The sequence below is a fragment of the Cedecea neteri genome, assembly GCF_000757825.1.
Lineage (GTDB): Bacteria > Pseudomonadota > Gammaproteobacteria > Enterobacterales > Enterobacteriaceae > Cedecea > Cedecea selenatireducens.
Map to the genome: position 1 here is coordinate 1,364,254 of NZ_CP009451.1, position 21,662 is coordinate 1,385,915.

18 protein-coding genes and 7 tRNA genes are annotated in these 21,662 nt (G+C 52.8%); 19 read left to right on the plus strand and 6 right to left on the minus strand.

What is annotated here, in order from left to right:
• Positions 1 to 13: 13 nt before the first annotated feature.
• On the minus strand, positions 14 to 562 hold the full coding sequence (seqA, locus tag JT31_RS06150; protein WP_038474645.1) for a replication initiation negative regulator SeqA: 549 nt from the start codon (positions 560 to 562) through the stop codon (positions 14 to 16).
• Positions 563 to 736: 174 nt separating this feature from the next.
• Here seqA and ybfF point away from each other — a divergent pair, with 174 nt between their 5' ends.
• From ybfF to fur, 4 genes are all read left to right on the plus strand, one after another.
• The gene (ybfF, locus tag JT31_RS06155) at positions 737 to 1,513 is read left to right on the plus strand and encodes an esterase (protein ID WP_038474648.1); all 777 of its coding nucleotides are present in this window, start codon (positions 737 to 739) and stop codon (positions 1,511 to 1,513) included.
• Between the two features lie 132 nt (positions 1,514 to 1,645).
• Complete coding sequence (ybfE, locus tag JT31_RS06160) at positions 1,646 to 1,924, plus strand: LexA regulated protein (protein ID WP_052049066.1); 279 nt, start codon at positions 1,646 to 1,648, stop codon at positions 1,922 to 1,924.
• Between the two features lie 179 nt (positions 1,925 to 2,103).
• Positions 2,104 to 2,634 (plus strand): flavodoxin FldA, encoded by a 531-nt coding sequence (gene fldA / locus JT31_RS06165; RefSeq protein WP_081948222.1) that lies wholly within the window; start codon positions 2,104 to 2,106, stop codon positions 2,632 to 2,634.
• A gap of 279 nt (positions 2,635 to 2,913) precedes the next feature.
• Positions 2,914 to 3,360, plus strand: coding sequence for a ferric iron uptake transcriptional regulator (fur, locus tag JT31_RS06170; protein ID WP_008456106.1), 447 nt, complete (start codon positions 2,914 to 2,916; stop codon positions 3,358 to 3,360).
• Positions 3,361 to 3,458: 98 nt separating this feature from the next.
• Here the strand turns inward: fur and chiQ are convergent, their stop codons facing one another.
• From chiQ to nagE, 4 genes are all read right to left on the minus strand, one after another.
• The gene (gene chiQ / locus JT31_RS06175) at positions 3,459 to 3,785 is read right to left on the minus strand and encodes a ChiQ/YbfN family lipoprotein (RefSeq protein ID WP_038474654.1); all 327 of its coding nucleotides are present in this window, start codon (positions 3,783 to 3,785) and stop codon (positions 3,459 to 3,461) included.
• A gap of 46 nt (positions 3,786 to 3,831) precedes the next feature.
• Entirely contained in the window at positions 3,832 to 5,238 is a 1,407-nt protein-coding gene (gene chiP, locus JT31_RS06180; protein ID WP_038474657.1) for a chitoporin ChiP, read from the minus strand.
• Positions 5,239 to 5,701: 463 nt separating this feature from the next.
• A complete protein-coding gene (gene glnS, locus JT31_RS06185; RefSeq protein ID WP_038474659.1) occupies positions 5,702 to 7,369 on the minus strand; it encodes a glutamine--tRNA ligase in 1,668 nt (555 codons plus the stop codon).
• A 178-nt stretch (positions 7,370 to 7,547) separates the two neighbouring features.
• The gene (gene nagE, locus JT31_RS06190) at positions 7,548 to 9,572 is read right to left on the minus strand and encodes an N-acetylglucosamine-specific PTS transporter subunit IIBC (protein WP_038474662.1); all 2,025 of its coding nucleotides are present in this window, start codon (positions 9,570 to 9,572) and stop codon (positions 7,548 to 7,550) included.
• Between the two features lie 333 nt (positions 9,573 to 9,905).
• Between nagE and nagB the strand changes: the two genes are divergently transcribed.
• From nagB to JT31_RS06250, 12 genes are all read left to right on the plus strand, one after another.
• Positions 9,906 to 10,706, plus strand: a complete 801-nt coding sequence (gene nagB / locus JT31_RS06195) for a glucosamine-6-phosphate deaminase (protein WP_008456097.1) — start codon at positions 9,906 to 9,908, stop codon at positions 10,704 to 10,706.
• 183 nt (positions 10,707 to 10,889) lie between these two features.
• Positions 10,890 to 12,038, plus strand: a complete 1,149-nt coding sequence (gene nagA / locus JT31_RS06200) for an N-acetylglucosamine-6-phosphate deacetylase (protein ID WP_038474665.1) — start codon at positions 10,890 to 10,892, stop codon at positions 12,036 to 12,038.
• Between the two features lie 5 nt (positions 12,039 to 12,043).
• Complete coding sequence (nagC, locus tag JT31_RS06205) at positions 12,044 to 13,264, plus strand: DNA-binding transcriptional regulator NagC (protein ID WP_038474668.1); 1,221 nt, start codon at positions 12,044 to 12,046, stop codon at positions 13,262 to 13,264.
• A 62-nt stretch (positions 13,265 to 13,326) separates the two neighbouring features.
• Positions 13,327 to 14,082 carry an HAD-IIA family hydrolase gene (locus JT31_RS06210; protein ID WP_008456091.1) on the plus strand — a complete coding sequence of 252 codons (756 nt, stop codon included), beginning with the start codon at positions 13,327 to 13,329 and terminating at the stop codon, positions 14,080 to 14,082.
• 310 nt (positions 14,083 to 14,392) lie between these two features.
• Entirely contained in the window at positions 14,393 to 16,054 is a 1,662-nt protein-coding gene (gene asnB / locus JT31_RS06215; protein ID WP_038474671.1) for an asparagine synthase B, read from the plus strand.
• Positions 16,055 to 16,306: 252 nt separating this feature from the next.
• A tRNA-Met gene (locus tag JT31_RS06220) sits at positions 16,307 to 16,383 on the plus strand.
• 10 nt (positions 16,384 to 16,393) lie between these two features.
• A tRNA-Leu gene (locus JT31_RS06225) sits at positions 16,394 to 16,478 on the plus strand.
• A 22-nt stretch (positions 16,479 to 16,500) separates the two neighbouring features.
• Positions 16,501 to 16,575 (plus strand) — tRNA-Gln (locus tag JT31_RS06230).
• A 37-nt stretch (positions 16,576 to 16,612) separates the two neighbouring features.
• A tRNA-Gln gene (locus JT31_RS06235) sits at positions 16,613 to 16,687 on the plus strand.
• Positions 16,688 to 16,708: 21 nt separating this feature from the next.
• Positions 16,709 to 16,785: transfer RNA gene (locus JT31_RS06240), tRNA-Met, on the plus strand.
• Between the two features lie 45 nt (positions 16,786 to 16,830).
• Positions 16,831 to 16,905, plus strand: a tRNA-Gln gene (locus JT31_RS06245).
• Between the two features lie 36 nt (positions 16,906 to 16,941).
• Positions 16,942 to 17,016: transfer RNA gene (locus JT31_RS06250), tRNA-Gln, on the plus strand.
• Positions 17,017 to 17,115: 99 nt separating this feature from the next.
• Here the strand turns inward: JT31_RS06250 and ubiF are convergent.
• Positions 17,116 to 18,291 (minus strand): 3-demethoxyubiquinol 3-hydroxylase, encoded by a 1,176-nt coding sequence (ubiF, locus tag JT31_RS06255; protein WP_038474674.1) that lies wholly within the window; start codon positions 18,289 to 18,291, stop codon positions 17,116 to 17,118.
• Between the two features lie 123 nt (positions 18,292 to 18,414).
• Here ubiF and miaB point away from each other — a divergent pair, with 123 nt between their 5' ends.
• The 3 genes from miaB to ybeY all read left to right on the plus strand — a co-directional run bounded on the left by miaB (position 18,415) and on the right by ybeY (position 21,575).
• Complete coding sequence (gene miaB / locus JT31_RS06260) at positions 18,415 to 19,839, plus strand: tRNA (N6-isopentenyl adenosine(37)-C2)-methylthiotransferase MiaB (protein ID WP_038474677.1); 1,425 nt, start codon at positions 18,415 to 18,417, stop codon at positions 19,837 to 19,839.
• Positions 19,840 to 20,049: 210 nt separating this feature from the next.
• Complete coding sequence (locus JT31_RS06265) at positions 20,050 to 21,111, plus strand: PhoH family protein (protein WP_038474680.1); 1,062 nt, start codon at positions 20,050 to 20,052, stop codon at positions 21,109 to 21,111.
• Complete coding sequence (ybeY, locus tag JT31_RS06270) at positions 21,108 to 21,575, plus strand: rRNA maturation RNase YbeY (RefSeq protein ID WP_038474683.1); 468 nt, start codon at positions 21,108 to 21,110, stop codon at positions 21,573 to 21,575. The genes JT31_RS06265 and ybeY overlap by 4 nt, the downstream gene beginning before the upstream one ends.
• The last annotated feature ends 87 nt before the right edge of the window (positions 21,576 to 21,662 follow it).

The window sequence follows — 21,662 nt, forward strand, 5'->3', positions numbered from 1 at the left end:
TGACGCCAGGTTTTTAAATAGTGCCGCAAACCTTTTCAATCAGCTCCGCAGGGAACTGCATTGACTGCATGATGTGTTCAACCATGCTGCATTTACGACCAGTATTCGTATTGGTGATCACCCAGTATGGGGTGCCCGGAACATGTTTAGGCTTGGTTTGATTGCCGTTTGCCAGCAGCGTTTGCTCATCACCGGCAAAATAGACGCGAGTGCGGCCATGCAGGGATTCTGTCGCTTCGCCGAAGGTCTTCGCGTCCAGCTGATACAGCGTGGACAGCACCATCATAAAGCGGTTTACGGCCTTATTCTGAGCAGCATATTCATCCGAAAGCAGCAGCTCACGAACGGCGCGCACGCGGTTGCGGGCGGTGTTCGCAGGCTTCTCTTCAACAACGGGAGCCGCAGCGCGCTCAGGCGCGGCTGGCGTAGGAGTGGCTGCTGGTGTTTGCCCGGCGGTAAATTTAAGCATGCGCCGTAAAATGTCTGACGCGCTCTCGCCAATGTGCTTAGTCTGACTGGCAATGTAGCGGTAAAGCTCGTCATCAACTTCGATTGTTTTCATCTTAATCCAGTACGATATCTTTTCTGAATACAAGTCGTTGGGAGTATAGGGTCAAATCCCAACAGCGAACAGGAGGGGCGACTCAAAGTCAGAGTAAACTGAATATTTGCCGCACGCCCGCAGGAATGCCAACATGATACCCTAACCAAACGAACCAAAATAAAGAACTTTGCCATGAAATTAAATGCTCGCCTGCAAACTGCGCAACAATCGAATAGCAATTCCCCTATCGTACTGATCCACGGCCTGTTTGGCAGCCTGGATAATCTCGGCGTGCTGGCGCGGGATCTGGGTAAAGATCATACTTTGCTGCAAATAGATCTGCGTAACCACGGGCTGTCTCCGCGCAGCGACGATATGAGCTATGCCGCAATGGCCGGCGACGTTCTGGACACGCTTGATGATTATGGTATCGAGAAAGCCACGTTTATCGGTCACTCTATGGGCGGCAAAGTGGTGATGGCGCTGACGGCTCTTGCTCCCCAGCGCATCGATAAACTGGTGATGATTGATATCGCTCCGGTTAACTATCAGGTTCGCCGTCACGACGAGATTTTTGCGGCGATTCGTGCGGTCACTGAAGCAGGCGTTGAGACTCGCCAGCAGGCGGCGCAGATCATGCGCGAACACGTAGAAGAAGAAGGCGTCATTCAGTTTCTGCTGAAGTCTTTTGCCGACGGCGAGTGGAAGTTCAACGTGCCGGTGCTTTGGCAGCAATACGAAAGTATCGTTGGCTGGCAACCCGTTCCCGCCTGGCAGCATCCCGCCTTATTCATCCGCGGCGGGAACTCGCCGTATGTGGATGAAAGCCACCGCGAGGCGCTTTTAAGTCAGTTCCCGCAGGCTCGTGCGCACGTCATCGCTGGCGCGGGCCACTGGGTTCACGCTGAAAAACCGGACGCAGTTTTACGCGCAATTCACCGATTTATCGACGCGGAACCGAAAAACTGATTAAAAACAGAACGACCGGCCAGCAGAAGTCGCTAACGCGTTGGCGGGAATGGCGCGCTGATGTATGATGGCGCGCTTAATTGCACCGGCACCCTGCCCCTGCAGCCAGAATTTCCTGTCAGTATCCTAATCATGGCAAAAGAACAAACGGACCGTACTACATTAGATCTGTTCGCGGACGAGCGTCGCCCCGGGCGGCCTAAAACCAATCCGCTCTCGCGCGATGAGCAGCTGCGTATTAATAAACGCAATCAGCTTAAGCGCGACAAAGTGCGTGGTTTGAAGCGAGTTGAGCTAAAACTGAACAATGATGCGGTCGACGCCCTCAACCAGCTTGCCGACGCCCGCAGCATCAGTCGTAGCGAACTGATCGAAGAGATGTTGCTCGAGCAGCTTAAAAAGCTGGGATAGCGCTTTCTGTTGCCCTGCCCGTCATCTGAAATCTCAAAAGGGTGAGCAAAACCATGTTGCAGACTGTGCACCCCGCCGTGATAGCTGTTTCCGCTGGTGGAGCTGTTCTGCTATGATTGCCCTATACGTGGGCATTGAACGGCCAGCATACTATTAAGTTTCAAGAGGTTATTTTACTCATGGCAATCGTAGGCATTTTTTTCGGCAGCGACACCGGTAACACCGAAAATATCGCAAAAATGATTCAAAAACAGCTCGGTAAAGACGTTGCTGAGGTGCATGACATTGCTAAAAGCAGCAAAGAAGATCTCGAAGGTTTCGACATTCTGTTGCTCGGCATCCCAACCTGGTACTACGGCGAAGCGCAGTGCGACTGGGACGATTTCTTCCCTACTCTCGAAGAAGTCGATTTCAACGGTAAGCTGGTTGCGCTGTTCGGCTGTGGTGACCAGGAAGACTACGCGGAATACTTCTGTGATGCGCTGGGTACCATTCGCGATATCATCGAACCGCGCGGCGCCGCTATCGTAGGCCACTGGCCGACCGCGGGCTACCACTTTGAAGCGTCAAAAGGCCTGGCAGACGACGACAACTTTGTCGGTCTGGCCATCGACGAAGACCGCCAGCCGGAACTGACCGCCGAGCGCGTTGAGAAGTGGGTCAAACAGATTTCTGAAGAACTGAATCTGGCCGATATTATTAACGCCTGATTTGTCTGGCGCAAATGCAGCGTTTGCGCCATCTTGATAGCTTGTAGCAATGAAAATAATTGCTACAAGTTTGTAACTTTCTCGTACATCCCTGTACAATGTCTTCCTGACAGCTTGGCTGATAATTACTGTAAATGGCGACGCCGCCACGATTTTTCAGCCTCATTTTGCACCATACTTGCGGTTCCCATTTAGAAGCAGCAGTTCTATAATGAGACGCATTACTCTTTACGCTCACTGCAGTTTGAGCGAATCGTTAAGCAACAGGACACTTTCCGCATGACTGACAACAATACCGCATTAAAGAAGGCCGGCTTGAAAGTCACGCTTCCGCGATTGAAAATCCTCGAAGTGCTGCAAGAGCCGGTAAATCATCACGTCAGCGCGGAAGACTTATATAAACGTCTGATCGACATGGGCGAAGAAATAGGCCTGGCGACGGTCTACCGCGTGCTGAACCAATTTGACGATGCCGGGATCGTGACCCGCCATAATTTTGAAGGCGGCAAGTCCGTTTTCGAGCTGACCCAGCAGCATCACCACGATCACCTTATCTGCCTCGATTGCGGCAAAGTAATCGAGTTCAGCGATGATTCTATTGAATCGCGCCAGCGTGAAATTGCCACACGCCACGGTATCCGCCTGACTAACCACAGTCTCTATCTGTACGGACACTGTGCCGAAGGCGACTGCCGCGAAGACGACACCGCGCACGATCCTAAATAAGTAATCCGCATTAACGAACGCTGCCGAACAGGTGGCGTTTAAAAGCAAAAACCGGCAGGTTTCCCTTGCCGGTTTTTTTATTGACTGAAAAAACGTAATCAGCTGTTATTCGAGCGAATTTCTTGCCAGATTTTATCGCAGCGAACCTTCGCGGCTTCATCATTCCCGCTCTTTCTTGCCTGAATGCATTTCTGATAATCCAGCACGCTCACGGTCTCTTTTTCAACAAACGCTTTGTGCTGTTTTTCCTGGCGCAGTACGTTCAGCACGCTCTGGCAGGCTTCGATTTTATCCGGGTTGCCTTCTGCGGTATTGATACAAGCGCTGTAAGCCTGCTTCAGATGTGAATCTTCCGGCGGAGCCGGGGGCTGAACGCAGGCGGAGAGCGTGAAAGCCACGGCGGTAACCAGCAGGATTTTTTTCATGTTCAGTTCCTTATAAAAAACGGGCGCTTGCGCGCCCGATTTAGCATTAGAAGATGGTGAACGGAGCAATAACGATAAATTTCACGTCACGCTCATCCTGGAACATGTTGCCGTAACCACCGCCCCAGCTTGGGATATCGGAGTGGTTGTCGTACTGAGTGAAGTGCAGTTTGAACAGCGTACCTTTCGCACGGCCTTCCTGCACGGTGTACATTGCGTCGAGGCTGTATGAAGACTCTTTGATCTTGTTGGATGCGATATCCTGACGGTTACCGGAAGCATCAAGCGCCCATGTGGCTGGTTTTGCATCCCATGCATAAACATAGGAGCCCCCAACAGCCCAACCCGGCAGATTCCAGTTGCTCAGGTCATACATCGCACCGAAGAACACAGCTTTTTCGCCGTTGGCGTTGAAGTCAGAGCGGTTATCCCACCAGACATCTAGACGGCCGTTTGAAGAGGCATAGGTTGGCGTCATACGCTGCAGGAAGTAACCCTGCTGGCCTTCTGCCTTCACCATGGTCCCTTCCAGACGCAGGTCAACCTGGCCAATTTTGTAGCCTAAGGTCAGCGCCTGCAGCCACGCGGTACCGTCATAAATATCGTTGATGGTGTTGTTAGAGGCTTTATCACGGGTGCCGTAGAACTGGTAGCTGGTGCTCAGCGGGCTGCCTGCAACGTCAAATTTGTAGCTGGCTTTCGCGAAGTACTGGTCAACAAAACCTTCAGCCTGACCAAATGCCCCTTCCAGAATCAGGTCATTTTTGAAGTCATATTTCGCGCCGATGGAGTGCAGATAATCAACTTTGGTCTTTTTGTCGTTCTGGTAGAACTTGTCCGTTTCCAGATGCCATGGAGCCTTGTACTCGTTGGTCCACATGTAGGAGAAGCTCAGCGCACCTGCATCGCCATAGTCGAATGCCGCCCCAGCTTCAGCCCCCTGATAGGTACCCGGCATGAAGCTCCAGTGTGGCGCTAACAGCGTTTGGCCGGTTGGCTGGATATAACCCGCACGTGCCCAGACCGGGCCGTACTTAAATTTCGCGGCCGCTTTATAAAGGCTGATGCCGCCTTTATCGCCGGAGTAGTCTTCGCTGTAGCCTTTGTTTTTAGAGGAGAATGCGATTTCGTTTGGGTGGCCGCTGGCGCTGTCTTCGGCCATCTCAATGGCGGTGAAAGCGGCGATATCCAGGCCAAACATGTCGGCTGCGTAGCCGGACTGGAAGTCCAGGTTGGCGTTCCAGGTTGAGTGTGACAGGTTAGTTTTGTACTTACCGTCGGTCACATCTTTACGGTCACGTTCGCGCTGCCAGTAATAGACGCCACCGGTCAGCGTTGAGTCATCAACAAAGCCCGCAGCGCTAACCTGCGGAGCCACTACAAAACCTGAAAGAGCGGTAACGCTTGCAATAGCAAGAGCAAGCGCACTACGTTTGCCACTAAACGTACGCATAGTTAAATTCCTCTTTGACGTAAAAATCATCGTCTGACGTGAAAAGCGCCATTGACGAAAAAAGTAAAATTGCCCAAAGGCTAAAAGCGGTTTCTACCTGACACACCCGCATTACCGCTGCTCATAGACTATTTTTCGCGACGCGAATTATCAATGACTTTGTATCAGAGATTTCCTGGAGTATGACAGAGAGCACATAATCTATGTGCATTTGTAACAAAATCGCTCAGCAGATGCTTAGCCCGCAATCCGATTAATTAACCACATAAAATTCTTTTGAGAGCGCTTTCATTATAAGCATCAGGATATTACGGAGAAGAGATGACTGAGTGCGAGGGAATGATCTGAAGAGTGTAAATGAGAATTAATTCGCATCGCGAATGTGTACTGCTCGTTAATACCAGGTAACCAGAAAGAAAAAACGCCGCATTGAGCGGCGTTTTTATCAGACGATTAACGGCAATTATTCGCCGATTTTAGCCCAGGTATCGCGCAGGCCAACGGTGCGGTTAAATACCAATTTTTCGGCCGTCGTGTAACGGCTGTCGAGGCAGAAATAACCTTCACGCTCGAACTGATAAGCCTTACCTTTTTCTGCGTTCTGCAGGCTTGGCTCAACGAAGCCCTGACGAATAACCAGTGAGTCAGCGTTAATGGTCGACAGGAAGTCCTCCGCAGCGCCTGGGTTTGCAACGCTGAACAGGCGGTCATACAGGCGGATTTCAACCGGCAACGCATGTGCGGCGCTCACCCAGTGAATCACGCCTTTAACTTTGCGACCGTCTGCCGGGTCCTTGCTCAGGGTTTCCGGGTCGTAGGTGCAGTAAAGCTCGGTGATATTGCCTTCCGCATCTTTTTCAACACGCTCGGCTTTGATCACATACGCATTACGCAGGCGAACTTCTTTACCCAGCACCAGGCGCTTGTACTGCTTGTTCGCTTCTTCACGGAAGTCAGCCCGGTCGATATAAACCTCACCGCTGAACGGCACTTCACGGCTGCCCATCTCAGGTTTGTTCGGATGATTAGGCATGGTCACCGTCTCTTCTTCACCCTGAGGATAGTTAGTGATGATAACTTTCACCGGATCCAGCACGGCCATCGCACGCGGTGCGTTCTCGTTGAGATCGTCACGGATGCAGGATTCCAGAGAAGCCATTTCCACGGTGTTGTCTTGCTTGGTCACACCAATGCGCTTACAGAATTCGCGAATAGAAGCTGCGGTGTAACCACGGCGGCGTAGGCCCGAAATAGTCGGCATGCGCGGGTCATCCCAGCCTTCAACAATCTTCTCGGTCACCAGCAGGTTAAGCTTACGCTTGGACATGATGGCGTATTCGAGGTTAAGGCGAGAAAACTCGTACTGGCGCGGGTGAGCAGGAATAGTGATGTTATCCAGCACCCAGTCATACAGACGACGGTTATCCTGGAATTCCAGGGTACACAGCGAGTGGGTGATCCCTTCCAGCGCATCAGAAATGCAGTGGGTGAAGTCGTACATCGGGTAGATGCACCACTTGCTGCCGGTCTGGTGGTGGTCGGCAAACTTAATGCGGTACAGCACCGGATCGCGCATCACGATGAATGGCGAAGCCATATCGATTTTAGCACGCAGGCAGGCGGTACCTTCGGCGAACTCACCGTTGCGCATTTTCTCGAACAGCGCGAGGTTTTCCTCAACGCTACGATCGCGGAATGGGCTGTTTTTGCCAGGCGCGGTCAGGGAACCACGGTATTCACGAATTTGTTCCGGGCTCAGCTCATCAACATAGGCCAGACCTTTATTAATAAGCTCAACGGCATAGTTAAACAGCTGGTCAAAATAGTCAGACGAATAACGAACGTTACCGGACCAATGGAAGCCCAGCCATTCAACGTCATGCTTGATGGACTCTACGTATTCGATGTCTTCTTTTACCGGGTTTGTGTCATCGAAACGCAGGTTGCACTGCCCCTGGTAGTCCTGGGCAATGCCAAAGTTCAGGCAAATAGACTTGGCGTGACCAATATGCAGATAGCCATTTGGCTCAGGCGGAAAACGGGTGCAAATACTGGTGTGCTTACCGTTCGCCAGGTCTTCATCAATAATCTGACGAATAAAGTTAGTTGGGCGGGCTTCAGCCTCACTCATCGCGGGTTCCTCAAAGCGTGTACCTTAGTTAACGGTGCATGATCTAATAAGCGGCCCCGGGAAACAACCTTTAGTTGCATAAATTAGGGTTGTTCATGCCCGGTTAACGGCAGGCAATAAAAAAGCGGCTGACGATTTACGCCAGCCGCTTAAGGCACAAATGCTTACTCAGGAGCGATTACTTGCCTTTAATCTCATACAGTGGCGTTTGACCGGCAACCACCTGACCTTTCGCCTGGATAACCAGACCGCTGAAGTCGTCGATGTTGCTGCAAACAACCGGGCTAATCATGGAACGAGCGTTGGCGTTCAGGAAATCAAGATCCATTTCCAGAACCGGCTGGCCGGCAACCACTTCCGCACCCTCTTCCACCAGACGAGTGAACCCTTTACCACCCAGAGCAACGGTATCGATGCCCATGTGAACCACAATTTCAGCGCCTTTTTCTGTTTCGAGGCAGAAAGCGTGGTTGGTGTTGAAGATTTTCACAATCGTACCCGCAGCAGGAGAAACCACGGTTTTGTCGGTTGGCTTAACGGCCACACCATCCCCTACTGCTTTGCTGGCAAACGCTTCGTCAGGAACCTGATCAAGCTCAACCACTTCGCCAGTGACCGGAGAAACCAGAGCCGCAACGGTCGTACTGGTGGCGTTTGGAACCGCCTGTGGTTTAGCAGCAGGCGCTGGCGCTGTGCCAGCAACAGGCGCGGCTGCTTCTACGGTGCCTGCAGTTTTCATTGCGTTAGCAATTTTTTCTGCAGCAAAGCCAACGATGATTTGCACGCTGGTTTTGTTCAGGCGGATAACGCCCGTTGCACCCAGACGCTTAGCCAGCGCTTCGTTTACTACGGAAGAGTCTTTCACGTTCAGACGCAGACGAGTGATACAGGCATCAATACCGGTCAGGTTAGCAGAGCCACCGACCGCAGAGATGTACTGACGAGCCAGGCCGGAAACGTCCTGATTCGCATCGCCGCTCACATTCACGTCCTGACCATCAGCTTCATCACCGGCTACCGCCAGTTCACGGCCAGGGGTCAGCAGGTTGAATTTAGTGATGGTGAAACGGAATACCACGTAGTAGAGAACGAAGAACACCAGACCCTGAGGAATCAGCATCCACCAGTGGGTTGCCAGCGGGTTACGGGACGAAAGCACCATATCCACCAGACCCGCGGAGAAGCCGAAGCCAGCAATCCAGTGCATGCTTGCCGCGATGAACACGGAGATACCGGTCAGCACTGCGTGGATCAGGTACAGTACCGGAGCAACGAACATGAAGGAGAATTCCAGCGGTTCGGTGATACCGGTGAAGAACGCAGCGAAGGCGGCCGCCATCATAATACCGGCAACTTTTGCTTTGTTTTCAGGACGTGCACAGTGGTAAATAGCCAGCGCTGCACCCGGCAGGCCGAACATCATGATCGGGAAGAAGCCCGCCTGGTAACGGCCGGTGATACCGACAACCGCTTTACCTGCTTCGATGGACTGAGCGCCACCCAGGAAGTTAGGGATGTCGTTAATGCCGGCAACGTCAAACCAGAACACGGAGTTCAGGGCGTGGTGCAGACCAACCGGGATCAGCAGACGGTTGAAGAACGCATAGATACCTGCGCCTGCAGAACCGAGTTTCTGGATGTGCTCACCGAAGTTCACCAGACCGTCAAAGATCATCGGCCAGATGTACATCATGATGAAGGCAACAACGATCATCAGGAAGGAGGTGAGGATAGGGACCAGACGGCGACCGCTGAAGAACGACAGCGCTTTCGGCAGCTCAACGCCGCTGAAGCGATTGTACAATTCCGCAGAGATAATACCGACCAGAATACCCACAAACTGGTTTTCAATTTTACCAAATGCCGCCGGAACCTGATCCACCGGAATTTTCTGGATCATCGCAACCGCTGCCGGTGAGCAGAGGGTGGTCAGAACCAGGAAGCCAACAAAGCCGGTCAGCGCTGCTGCGCCGTCTTTGTCTTTAGACATACCGTAAGCGACGCCGATGGCGAAAAGCACGGACATGTGATCGATGATTGCGGAACCGGATTTAATGAAGAGCGCCGCTAGTGCGTTGTCTCCACCCCAACTGACTGGGTCAATCCAGTAACCAACCCCCATTAGTATTGCTGCTGCTGGCAGTGTAGCCACCGGCACCATAAGTGCCCGGCCCACGCGTTGTAGATAACCTAGAATACTCACTTTATTCCCCCTATGAGACCCCGTTAAGGCTCGCTCAAGCAGTGTTTTTATTGTCTTACTTACATTGAATACACGGCGACGATTCACATCACACGCTGAAGTGTGAAAAAAATTAATTCGTACCGCAAATTAAACGCACCTTTTTTGTGACATTTATCACCAAATATCGCTTCAACCCTCCCCTCTTACTGGCTATCTCCGAAAACTTATTTTATGATTCAAAAAATCAAGGCGGATTGATCCCTGTCGGTTCAGTATAAAAGTGGTTTACCCTTATGCTTATCGAGATCGATTCAGCTAACCCTATTTTTACTCTTAACTACGAGGTGAATGATGAGACTGATTCCCCTGGCTACCCCGGCACAAGTCGGCAAATGGGCAGCTCGCCATATTGTAAACCGCATTAATGCATTCAAACCGACCGCAGATCGTCCTTTCGTTCTGGGTCTGCCAACCGGCGGTACGCCGCTGGAAGCTTACAAAGCTCTGGTTGAGATGCATAAAGCAGGCCAGGTTAGCTTTAAGAACGTCGTTACGTTCAACATGGATGAATACGTCGGCCTGCCGAAGGAACATCCGGAAAGTTATTATACTTTCATGCACCGCAACTTCTTTGATCACGTTGATATCCCTGCGGAAAACATCAACCTGCTGAACGGCAACGCGGAAGATGTTGATGCAGAATGCCGCCGCTACGAAGAAAAAATTCGCTCCTACGGCAAAATCCACCTGTTCATGGGCGGCGTGGGCAACGATGGTCACATCGCGTTTAACGAACCAGCCTCTTCCCTGGCTTCCCGTACTCGTATCAAAACCCTGACCCATGACACCCGCGTGGCAAACTCCCGCTTCTTCGGCGGCGACGTAACTCAGGTGCCAAAATATGCGCTGACCGTGGGCGTGGGTACGCTGCTGGACGCAGAAGAAGTGATGATTCTGGTACTGGGCGGCGTGAAAGCCCTGGCGCTTCAGGCGGCCGTTGAAGGCAACGTTAACCATATGTGGACCATCACCTGCCTGCAGCTGCATCCGAAGGCGGTCATTGTTTGTGATGAGCCATCCACGATGGAGCTGAAAGTGAAAACGTTGAAGTACTTCAACGAGCTGGAAGCAGAGAATATCAAAGGTCTTTAAGGCCCGGTTGATCATTGGCGCGCCTCAGGCAACGATAAAACGCCCGAGGGCGTCAAAAGATAAATGAAGGAAACCAGACTTCTGGTTTTTAGCAGACAGTCATAAAGAGGAAGGATGTCCATCTTCCCTCTTTATTAGCGATCTTAAAGTCTTAAAGCACGACGTTATTACCGGGGGTAGGATATGTATGCATTAATCCACGGTCGGATTTATACCGGCCATGAAATTCTGGATGACCACGCGGTAGTCATTACCGATGGCCTGATTGAGCGCGTTTGCCCTGTTGATGCACTGCCAGCAGGGGTTGAAACGCGCGATGTGGGCGGTGCCGTCATTGCCCCCGGCTTTATTGATGTTCAGCTGAACGGCTGCGGCGGCGTGCAGTTTAACGACACCGCAGAAGCCGTTTCGGTTGAAACGCTGGAAATCATGCAGAAAGCGAACGAACGCTCCGGCTGCACCAGCTACCTGCCTACGCTTATCACTACCAGCGACGAGCTGATGATGCAGGGCGTGAAAGTCATGCGTGAATACCTGGCAAAACACCGCCACCAGGCGCTGGGCTTACATCTTGAAGGCCCATGGCTCAACATCGTAAAAAAAGGCACGCACAATCCTGGCTTCGTCCGTAAACCGGACGCGAAGCTGGTTGATTTCCTGTGCCAGAATGCCGACGTCATCACCAAAATCACCCTCGCCCCAGAAATGGTTGAGCCGGAAGTGATTCAGAAACTGGTTGCGGCGGGCATTATCGTTTCCGCAGGTCACTCCAATGCGACCCTTAAAGAAGCCAAAATTGGCTTCCGCGCCGGGATCACCTTCGCGACACACCTTTTCAACGCCATGCCTTATATTACCGGCCGTGAACCGGGCCTTGCGGGCGCCATTTTTGATGAAGCTGACGTTTACTGTGGCATCATTGCCGATGGCCTGCATGTCGATTATGCGAACATCCGCACCGCAAAACGCGTGAAAGGCGATAAACTATGCCTGGTAACCGACGCAACCGCACCGGCTGGCGCGGATATCGATCAGTTCATTTTTGCTGGTAAAACAATATACTACCGTGACGGTCTGTGCGTTGATGAGAACGGAACCCTCAGCGGTTCTGCGCTGACAATGATTCAGGGCGTGCGTAATCTGGTAGAACACGCGGCCATTGCACTGGATGAAGTCCTGCGTATGGCAACGCTCTACCCTGCTCGCGCAATGGGCGTGGATAAACAGCTGGGCGCAATCGAAACCGGCAAAGTGGCTAACTTAACCGTGTTTACCCGCGACTATAAAATTATCAAGACCATCGTTAATGGTAACGAGGTCGTAACTGAGTAAATAGCATGACGACTGGCGGACAAGCCCAAATTGGTAACGTTGACCTGGTAAAACAGCTGAATAGCGCGGCGGTCTACCGCCTGATTGACCAACATGGTCCCATCTCGCGCATCCAGATTGCCGAACAAAGCCAGCTTGCACCTGCCAGCGTCACAAAAATTACTCGCCAGCTTATTGAGCGCGGCCTGATTAAAGAAGTCGATCAGCAGGCCTCCACCGGCGGCCGCCGCGCTATCTCAATTATCACCGAAACGCGTAACTTCCACGCAATTGGCGTGCGCCTTGGGCGCCATGACGCCACCATCACGCTATTTGACCTGAGCGCTAAATCAATTGCCGAAGAGCACTATCCGCTGCCTGAACGCACGCAGGAAACCCTCGAGCATGCGCTGCTCAACGCCATTAGCCACTTTATCGAGACCTGGCAGCGTAAGACGCGTGAGCTGATCGCTATTTCAGTCATCCTGCCCGGCCTTGTCGACCCAGAAAGTGGCGTGATTCGCTACATGCCACACATCACCGTCAACAACTGGGCGCTGGTTGATCGCCTCGAAAAACGCTTTAAGGTGACCTGCTTTGTCGGGCACGATATTCGCAGCCTGGCGCTCGCCGAGCACTACTTCGGTGCAACTCACGACTGCGAAGACTCCATTTTAGTGCGTGTTCACCGCGGCACCGGGGCCGGCATCCTGTCCAACGGCCGGATTTTTATCGGCCGAAACGGCAACGTCGGTGAGATTGGCCACATCCAGGTAGACCCATTGGGCGAGCGCTGCCACTGCGGCAACTTTGGCTGCCTGGAAACCATCGCCGCAAATGCCGCGATCGAAAAACGTGTTCGTCATCTGCTGGAGCAAGGCTACAACAGTCGCCTGACGCTTGAAGACTGCGGCATTCAGGCTATCTGCAAAGCCGCCAATAAAGGTGATGCGCTGGCCTGTGAAGTGCTGGAGCACGTGGGCCGCCACTTGGGGAAAGCCATCGCCATCGCCATTAACCTGTTTAATCCGCAAAAAGTCGTGCTTGCCGGTGAGATAATAGAAGCCGAAAAAGTGCTGCTGCCGGCCATCGAAGGCTGCATTAATACGCAGGTATTGAATGCCTTCCGTAAAAACTTGCCTATCGTCTGTTCGAAGCTCGATGACCGTTCGGCCATTGGGGCGTTTGCGCTGGTTAAGCGTTCAATGCTGAACGGCATATTGCTTCAGCATCTGCTGGAAAGTTAATGCTGCCCAGGCAGCATTTTACGCTATAGTTACCGACTTCATTCCGTGAGCCAGAGTTGTTAATGACCACCATCCAGAACGTAATTTGTGATATCGACGGCGTGCTGATGCACGACAACGTCGCCGTGCCGGGCGCTAATGAATTTCTGGCACGTATTCTTGAAAAAGAAATGCCGCTGGTGCTGCTGACCAACTACCCTTCCCAGACCAGCCAGGACCTTGCCAACCGCTTTGCCTCTGCGGGCATCGACGTGCCGGAGAGCGTGTTTTACACCTCCGCCATGGCCACCGCGGATTTCCTGCGCCGCCAGGAAGGTAAGAAAGCCTACGTCGTCGGTGAAGGCGCGCTGATTCACGAGCTCTACAAAGCAGGGTTTACCATTACAGACATTAATCCGGATTTTGTCATCGTCGGTGAAACCCGCTCCTTTAACTGGGAAATGATGCATAAAGCCGCTTACTTCGTCGCAAACGGTGCACGCTTTATTGCCACCAACCCTGACAGCCACGGACACGGTTTTAGCCCGGCCTGCGGTGCACTCTGCGCCGGCATAGAGAAAATCTCCGGCCGCGAACCCTTCTATGTTGGCAAGCCGAGCCCGTGGATTATCCGCGCGGCGCTCAACAAAATGCAGGCACATTCCGAGCAAACAGTCATCGTTGGCGACAACCTGCGGACGGATATTCTCGCAGGCTTCCAGGCTGGTCTCGAAACTATACTTGTTCTCTCCGGCGTCTCCAGCCTCAACAACGTCGATGATATGCCGTTCCGGCCGAGCTGGATTTATCCCTCAGTCGCGGAAATCGATATCTTCTAATTCAGAATGCCGGCGCTAAGCCGGCATTTTTATGTATCCGCAAAGAAGTAGCACTTCCGCAAAGCAAACCTCAGCCATAATTGTTAAAAATTGACGATCCGCTAATTTTCACGGCCAAAACATCATCATTTTTCAGAAATCGGCAATCCCCACTGCACTATTTATTAGCTGAAAGCTAAAACCCTTGCATTCCCTTCAGCGATTGAGCATTTTCATTACTAAGCAACGCAGCAAAGCCGCAGCAAAAGTAAAAAATCGGCAACGCAGCACCACAACTCAAATCGCTCAGGCAAGTGTACGGAGAAGTTATATGTGTTCTATCTTTGGCGTTCTGGATATCAAAACCGATGCAGTTGAATTACGCAAAAAAGCGCTGGAATTATCACGCCTGATGCGCCACCGTGGCCCGGACTGGTCAGGGGTTTACGCCAGCGATAAAGCGATTCTTGTGCACGAACGTCTGTCCATCGTTGACGTCAACGCGGGCGCTCAGCCGCTGTACAACACCGAAAAAACTCACGCCCTGGCGGTTAACGGTGAAATCTACAACCATCAGGCACTGCGCGCCGAATACGGCGACCGTTACACCTTCCAGACTGGCTCAGACTGTGAAGTCATCCTGGCGCTGTATCAGGAAAAAGGCCCGGAATTCCTTGACGATCTGCAGGGTATGTTTGCCTTCGCACTTTACGACAGCGAACAAGACGCTTACCTGATTGGCCGTGACCACATCGGCATCATCCCGCTTTATATGGGCCACGATGAACACGGCAACCTTTATGTCGCTTCTGAAATGAAAGCCCTGGTGCCTGTTTGCCGCAGCATCAAAGAATTCCCGGCAGGAAGCTACCTGTGGAGCAAAGATGGCGAAATCCGCAGCTACTATCAGCGCGACTGGTTCAGCTATGAAGAAGTAAAAGACAACGTAACGGACAAAAACGCGCTGCGTCAGGCGCTGGAAGATTCCGTAAAAAGCCACCTGATGTCCGACGTGCCTTACGGCGTGCTGCTGTCCGGTGGGCTGGACTCTTCGGTTATCTCTGCCATTACCAAAAAGTTTGCGGCACGTCGCGTAGAAGATGAAGAGCGCAGCGAAGCCTGGTGGCCACAGCTGCACTCCTTCGCCGTCGGTCTGGAAGGCTCTCCGGACCTGAAAGCCGCGCAGGAAGTTGCCCATCACCTGGGCACGGTCCACCATGAAATCCACTTCACCGTACAGGAAGGCCTGGATGCGATCCGCGATGTTATCTATCACATTGAAACTTACGATGTGACCACCATCCGCGCTTCTACGCCGATGTACCTGATGTCACGTAAAATCAAAGCGATGGGCATCAAAATGGTGCTGTCCGGTGAAGGCTCTGATGAAGTGTTCGGCGGCTACCTTTATTTCCATAAAGCGCCAAATGCCAAAGAGCTGCATGAAGAAACCGTACGTAAACTTCAGGCGCTGCATATGTTTGACTGTGCCCGCGCTAACAAGGCGATGTCTGCCTGGGGCGTTGAAGCCCGCGTGCCATTCCTGGATAAAAAATTCCTCGATGTGGCAATGCGCATCAACCCACAGGATAAAATGTGCGGTAACGGCAAAATGGAGAAGCATGTGCTGCGTGAGTGCTTTGAGTCCTACCTGCCGGCAAGCGTGGCATGGCGCCAGAAAGAACAGTTCTCTGACGGCGTAGGCTATAGCTGGATTGATACCCTGAAAGAAGTTGCGGCTGAGCAGATTAGCGACCAGCAACTGGCTACCGCCGCCTACCGTTTCCCGTACAACACGCCGGGCTCCAAAGAGGCCTATTTGTACCGTGAAATTTTCGAAGAGCTGTTCCCGCTACAGAGCGCAGCAGAATGCGTGCCGGGCGGCCCGTCTGTCGCATGTTCTTCCGCGAAGGCAATTGAGTGGGATGAATCGTTCAAAACCATGAACGATCCATCAGGACGAGCGGTTGGCGTGCACCAGGCCGCTTATTAATCTCGATTCAGTTATGACAAAACGGACCTTCGGGTCCGTTTGTTTTTATGTATTATCGCTGAAGCTTTATCCCTGTTTTTAACCGGAATTAAAAACAAAAACGTTCGTTATTGTCGATATTTCAAGCAAGCTGTTCGCAAGTCATTCAAACGAGCATTCCGAGCGGGTTTTCGGGAAAAAACTAGTTGACGCTGTAGAGTCAAGTTAGCATAATGCGCCCCGCAACGCCGATAAGGTAGCGCGTAAAAAGATGGCTACGTAGCTCAGCTGGTTAGAGCACATCACTCATAATGATGGGGTCACAGGTTCGAATCCCGTCGTAGCCACCATCTTTTTTATGCGGGAGTGGCGAAATTGGTAGACGCACCAGATTTAGGTTCTGGCGCCGCAAGGTGTGCGAGTTCAAGTCTCGCCTCCCGCACCATTTATCTCTCGCGTTGCACGGATGGGGTATCGCCAAGCGGTAAGGCACCGGTTTTTGATACCGGCATTCCCTGGTTCGAATCCAGGTACCCCAGCCATTATTTTTCGAGACATGCGGTTCACCGCGACGGTCATTGGGGTATCGCCAAGCGGTAAGGCACCGGTTTTTGATACCGGCATTCCCTGGTTCGAATCCAGGTACCCCAGCCATCGAAAAATATGATAAAGTTCGGCTACGTAGCTCAGCTGGTTAGAGCACATCACTCATAATGATGGGGTCACAGGTTCGAATCCCGTCGTAGCCACCATACAACGGAATTATTGATTAACGTCGATAAATCCTAAAAAATTGTTGGGGTATCGCCAAGCGGTAAGGCTCTGGTTTCTGATACCAGCATTCCGAGGTTCGAATCCTCGTACCCCAGCCAATTTAAAAAGTCGTTCACTCTGTGAGCGCACCCTGTTGGGGTATCGCCAAGCGGTAAGGCTCTGGTTTCTGATACCAGCATTCCGAGGTTCGAATCCTCGTACCCCAGCCACACAATGAAAAGCCCGCGCAAGCGGGCTTTTTGCTTTTGTATTTCAGGCACAACGAGCCTGATGCTCTTACCCTCTCCCGGACGGAGAGGGCATAAAGATTAGAGTCCCAGGGCGTATTTCAGCGCTTTACGCTTCAGGCCGCCTGCTCTTTCCGCAGCCATCAGCCCAATATTACGCACCACGCGCAGCGGCCCAAGGTTGTTACTGAATCCGGCATAGAACAGATCCATTCCGCTCTGCATCAGGAAGTTGTCCGCCTGACGACGTGCCTGGTAGCGTTTCAGGATCGCCTCACTCTTCCAGTCCTCGGCGTGGCTACGGGCATTAATTATCACATCAAGCAAAGCATCCACATCGCGATAGCCCAGGTTCACACCCTGCCCGGCCAAAGGATGAATCGTATGCGCCGCATCACCTACCAGCGCTAACCCCTGCTGTACATACTGCAAAGCATGCCGACGAGTCAGAGGAAACGCGCCGCAGGCCATCGGCGTGACCGTCCCAAGCCGCTCAGGGAAAGTGGCTGCAATCGCTTTTTGCAGCTGCGGCAGGGTCATTCCCTGCAGCTGGCGGATGCGTGCTGGCGTATCGTACCAGACGAGCGAGGCCCAGTTGTCAAACAGCGGCAAGAAGGCATGCGGCCCGGTCGGCGTGAAGTGCTGCCAGGTGCTGTCCCCGGGATCGGTCTCACATTTAACGGTAATCAGCATGCAGGACTGGCGATACTGCCAGGCATGCACGCCTATCCCCGCCCATTTTCTGATCTGGGAATTCGCGCCATCCGCGCCAATCACCATCTCAGTATGAAGTGAATTTCCTGCTTCAAACTCAAGCGACCACCCCGCCTGCTGGCGATGGATTTGCTTCAGCCTGACCGGGCAATGCAAAGTGACCTGCGGATGAGCTTCCAGCGCTTCCCAAAGTACGCGCTGCAGCACGTTATTCTCCACCATAAAACCAAGCTCAGGCAGGCCCAGCTCGGCAGCATCAAAACTGACGTGCGCGCTCTCCCACTCCCAGGTTTCCAGGCGGCGATAGGCATGAGCCCGCATCGCTAAAACTTTGTCCCACACGCCAAGAGACTTGAGCAGCCCAACCGATGCGCTGCTGATTGCAGAAATTCGGACATCCGGCTGGCTTTCCGGAACAAAAACCTCTGGCGCCTGATGCTCAATAACGGCTACCCGAATCCCCTGCTGTGCCAGGCCCAGCGCTGCCGCCGCGCCGACCATCCCACCGCCGACAACGGCGACTTCAATTGGTTGATTTGCCATGAGTCTCATTCCTTCATTCATCTGTGCCAATTCTACTGGCTTTTCCCAGGCTGGTCACATCCATAGCAAAGCATTACACTATCCGGCTTAATTCCTGACTTCACCTTGAGCAATGGCAAGTCGATGACAAAAAAACTCCATATAAAAACCTGGGGCTGTCAGATGAACGAATACGATTCATCAAAGATGGCCGATCTGCTGGACAGCACCCACGGCTTCACGCTGACCGATAACGCGAATGAAGCGGATGTTCTGCTGCTGAACACCTGCTCAATTCGCGAAAAAGCACAGGAAAAGGTGTTTCACCTGCTGGGGCGATGGAAGCATATCAAGGCTAAAAGACCGGACGTTATCATCGGCGTTGGCGGCTGCGTTGCTTCTCAGGAAGGGAAAAAAATTCGCCAGCGCGCGCACTATGTGGATATCGTGTTTGGTCCGCAAACCCTGCACCGCCTGCCGGAGATGATCAATCAGGTTCGCGGCACTCGTAGCCCGGTCGTTGACGTCAGTTTCCCGGAAATTGAAAAATTTGACCGCCTGCCAGAACCAAAAGCCGACGGTCCGACAGCCTATGTCTCAATCATGGAAGGCTGCAACAAGTACTGCACCTACTGCGTGGTGCCTTACACCCGTGGGGAAGAAGTCAGCCGCCCATGTGACGATATTCTGTTTGAAATCGCCCAACTGGCGGAACAGGGCGTGCGTGAAGTCAACCTGCTTGGCCAGAACGTTAACGCTTATCGCGGCGCGGCCTACGACGGCGGCATCTGCTCGTTTGCCGAACTTCTGCGCCTGGTTGCGGCAATTGACGGCATCGACCGCATTCGTTTCACCACCAGCCACCCTATCGAGTTCACCGATGACATCATCGAAGTGTATCGCGATACTCCGGAGCTGGTGAGCTTCCTGCACCTGCCTATCCAGAGTGGTGCAGACCGCGTGCTGAATCTGATGGGCCGTACGCACACCGCGCTGGAATATAAATCCACTATCCGTAAGCTGCGCGCCGCGCGCCCGGATATTCAGATTAGCTCAGACTTCATCGTTGGCTTCCCGGGCGAAACCAGCCAGGACTTCGAGCAGACCATGAAGCTGATTGCCGACGTCAACTTTGATACCAGCTTCAGCTTTATCTTTTCCGCGCGTCCGGGCACCCCGGCCGCAGATATGGTTGATGACGTGCCGGAAGAAGAGAAGAAACAGCGCCTTTATATCCTGCAGGATCGCATCAACCAGCAGGTGATGAACTGGAGCCGTAAAATGCTGGGCACCGTGCAGCGTATTCTGGTTGAAGGCACTTCGCGTAAAAGCATTATGCAGCTGTCCGGCCGCACCGAAAATAACCGCGTGGTTAACTTTGAAGGAACGCCTGACATGGTCGGGAAGTTCGTGGATGTTGAAATCACCGAAGTCCTGACCAACTCCCTGCGCGCGAAGCTGGTACGCACCGAAGACGAAATGGGCCTGCGCATTGCTGAAACACCGGCATCCGTCATTGCTCGTACCCGTAAAGAGAATGACATTGGGGTAGGGATTTACCAGCCTTAACCCTTTCAGTAGCCTGTCGGAAAGCGAGTCCTGGTTCCGGCAGGCTGCCTCATTGTTTGCACTTGCATTCTGAAGACATCACCCAAATATCAATTGTGACGCTTGCGCCATCACGCTGCGGGATAAATAATTTCCCTGTAGCCGGGATTATATTTCGGCTACGAGAGACCGTTTTACTCTAACTGGCCCCGAGTGACCCAGAGGATAAGTTTGAATATCGAAACACGTGAATTAACGCTGGAACCGGCGGATAACGCCCGTCTGCTTAGTCTGTGCGGCCCTTTTGATGACAACATCAAACAGCTGGAGCGCCGACTGGGGATTGAAATCAACCGCCGTGACAATCATTTCAGGCTCACCGGCCGTGAGCTCTCCGTTAACGCCGCTGCGGATATTCTGCGCCATCTCTACGTAGACACTGCGCCAATGCGCGGCCAAAGCCAGGATATCGACCCGGAACAAATCCACCTGGCCATTAAAGAGAGTCGGGTACTGGAGCAAACGGCAGACAGCGTGCCGGATTACGGCAAGGCCATCAATATTAAGACCAAGCGTGGGGTTATCAAACCACGTACGCCTAACCAGGCGCAGTACATCGCGAACATTCTCGATCATGACATTACCTTCGGCATTGGGCCTGCGGGGACAGGGAAAACCTACCTCGCCGTCGCCGCCGCCGTTGATGCGCTGGAGCGCCAGGAGATTCGCCGTATTCTGCTGACCCGTCCTGCCGTTGAAGCGGGTGAGAAGCTGGGCTTCCTGCCTGGGGATTTGAGCCAGAAAGTGGACCCGTACCTGCGCCCGCTGTACGACGCGCTGTTTGAAATGCTGGGCTTCGAGAAAGTCGAAAAGCTGATTGAACGTAACGTTATCGAGGTGGCTCCGCTGGCCTATATGCGTGGCCGCACTCTGAACGATGCCTTTGTCATTCTCGACGAAAGCCAGAACACCACCACCGAACAGATGAAAATGTTCCTGACCCGCATTGGCTTCAACTCCAAAGCGGTTATTACCGGTGACGTGACGCAGATAGACCTGCCGCGCAACCTGAAGTCCGGTTTACGTCATGCTATCGACGTGTTGTCCGGGGTGGATGAGATCAGCTTTAACTTCCTTAATAGTGAAGACGTGGTGCGTCACCCGGTCGTGGCCCGCATCGTTAACGCCTATGAAGCCTGGGAAACCGCCGATCAAAAGCGTAAAGACGAGCTCGCCGCAGAGCGCAAACGTGAAGCGCTTGCCCTGCAGGCCTCTGCTCAGGAGAGCAAATGAGTCAGGTTATTTTAGATTTACAGGTTGCCTGCGAAGAAGAAAGCGGCCTGCCGGACGAAGCACAGATCCAGCGCTGGCTGGATGCGGTTATCCCGCCGTTTCAGGCAGAGTCAGAGGTAACCGTTCGTCTGGTTGATACAGAAGAAAGTCACGATCTGAACCTGACCTATCGCGGCAAGGATAAGCCAACCAACGTGCTTTCTTTCCCGTTTGAAGCACCTCCGGGCATCGAACTGCCGCTGCTTGGCGACCTGATCATCTGTCGCCAGGTGGTTGAGCAGGAGGCTAAAGAGCAGGAGAAGCCGCTGGAAGCTCACTGGGCACATATGGTTGTGCACGGTAGCCTGCATCTGCTCGGCTACGACCACATTGAAGACGATGAGGCCGAAGAGATGGAAGCGCTGGAAACAGAGATAATGCTTGCTCTTGGGTATGCCGATCCGTACATTGCCGAGAAAGAGTAGTCGGCTCAGGGTTTTCCCTTTGCCGCAGTAACGCGCAGGCAGCGCACCATCAGGCTGCCTGTTAGTATTTGATTAATATGAGGCCTT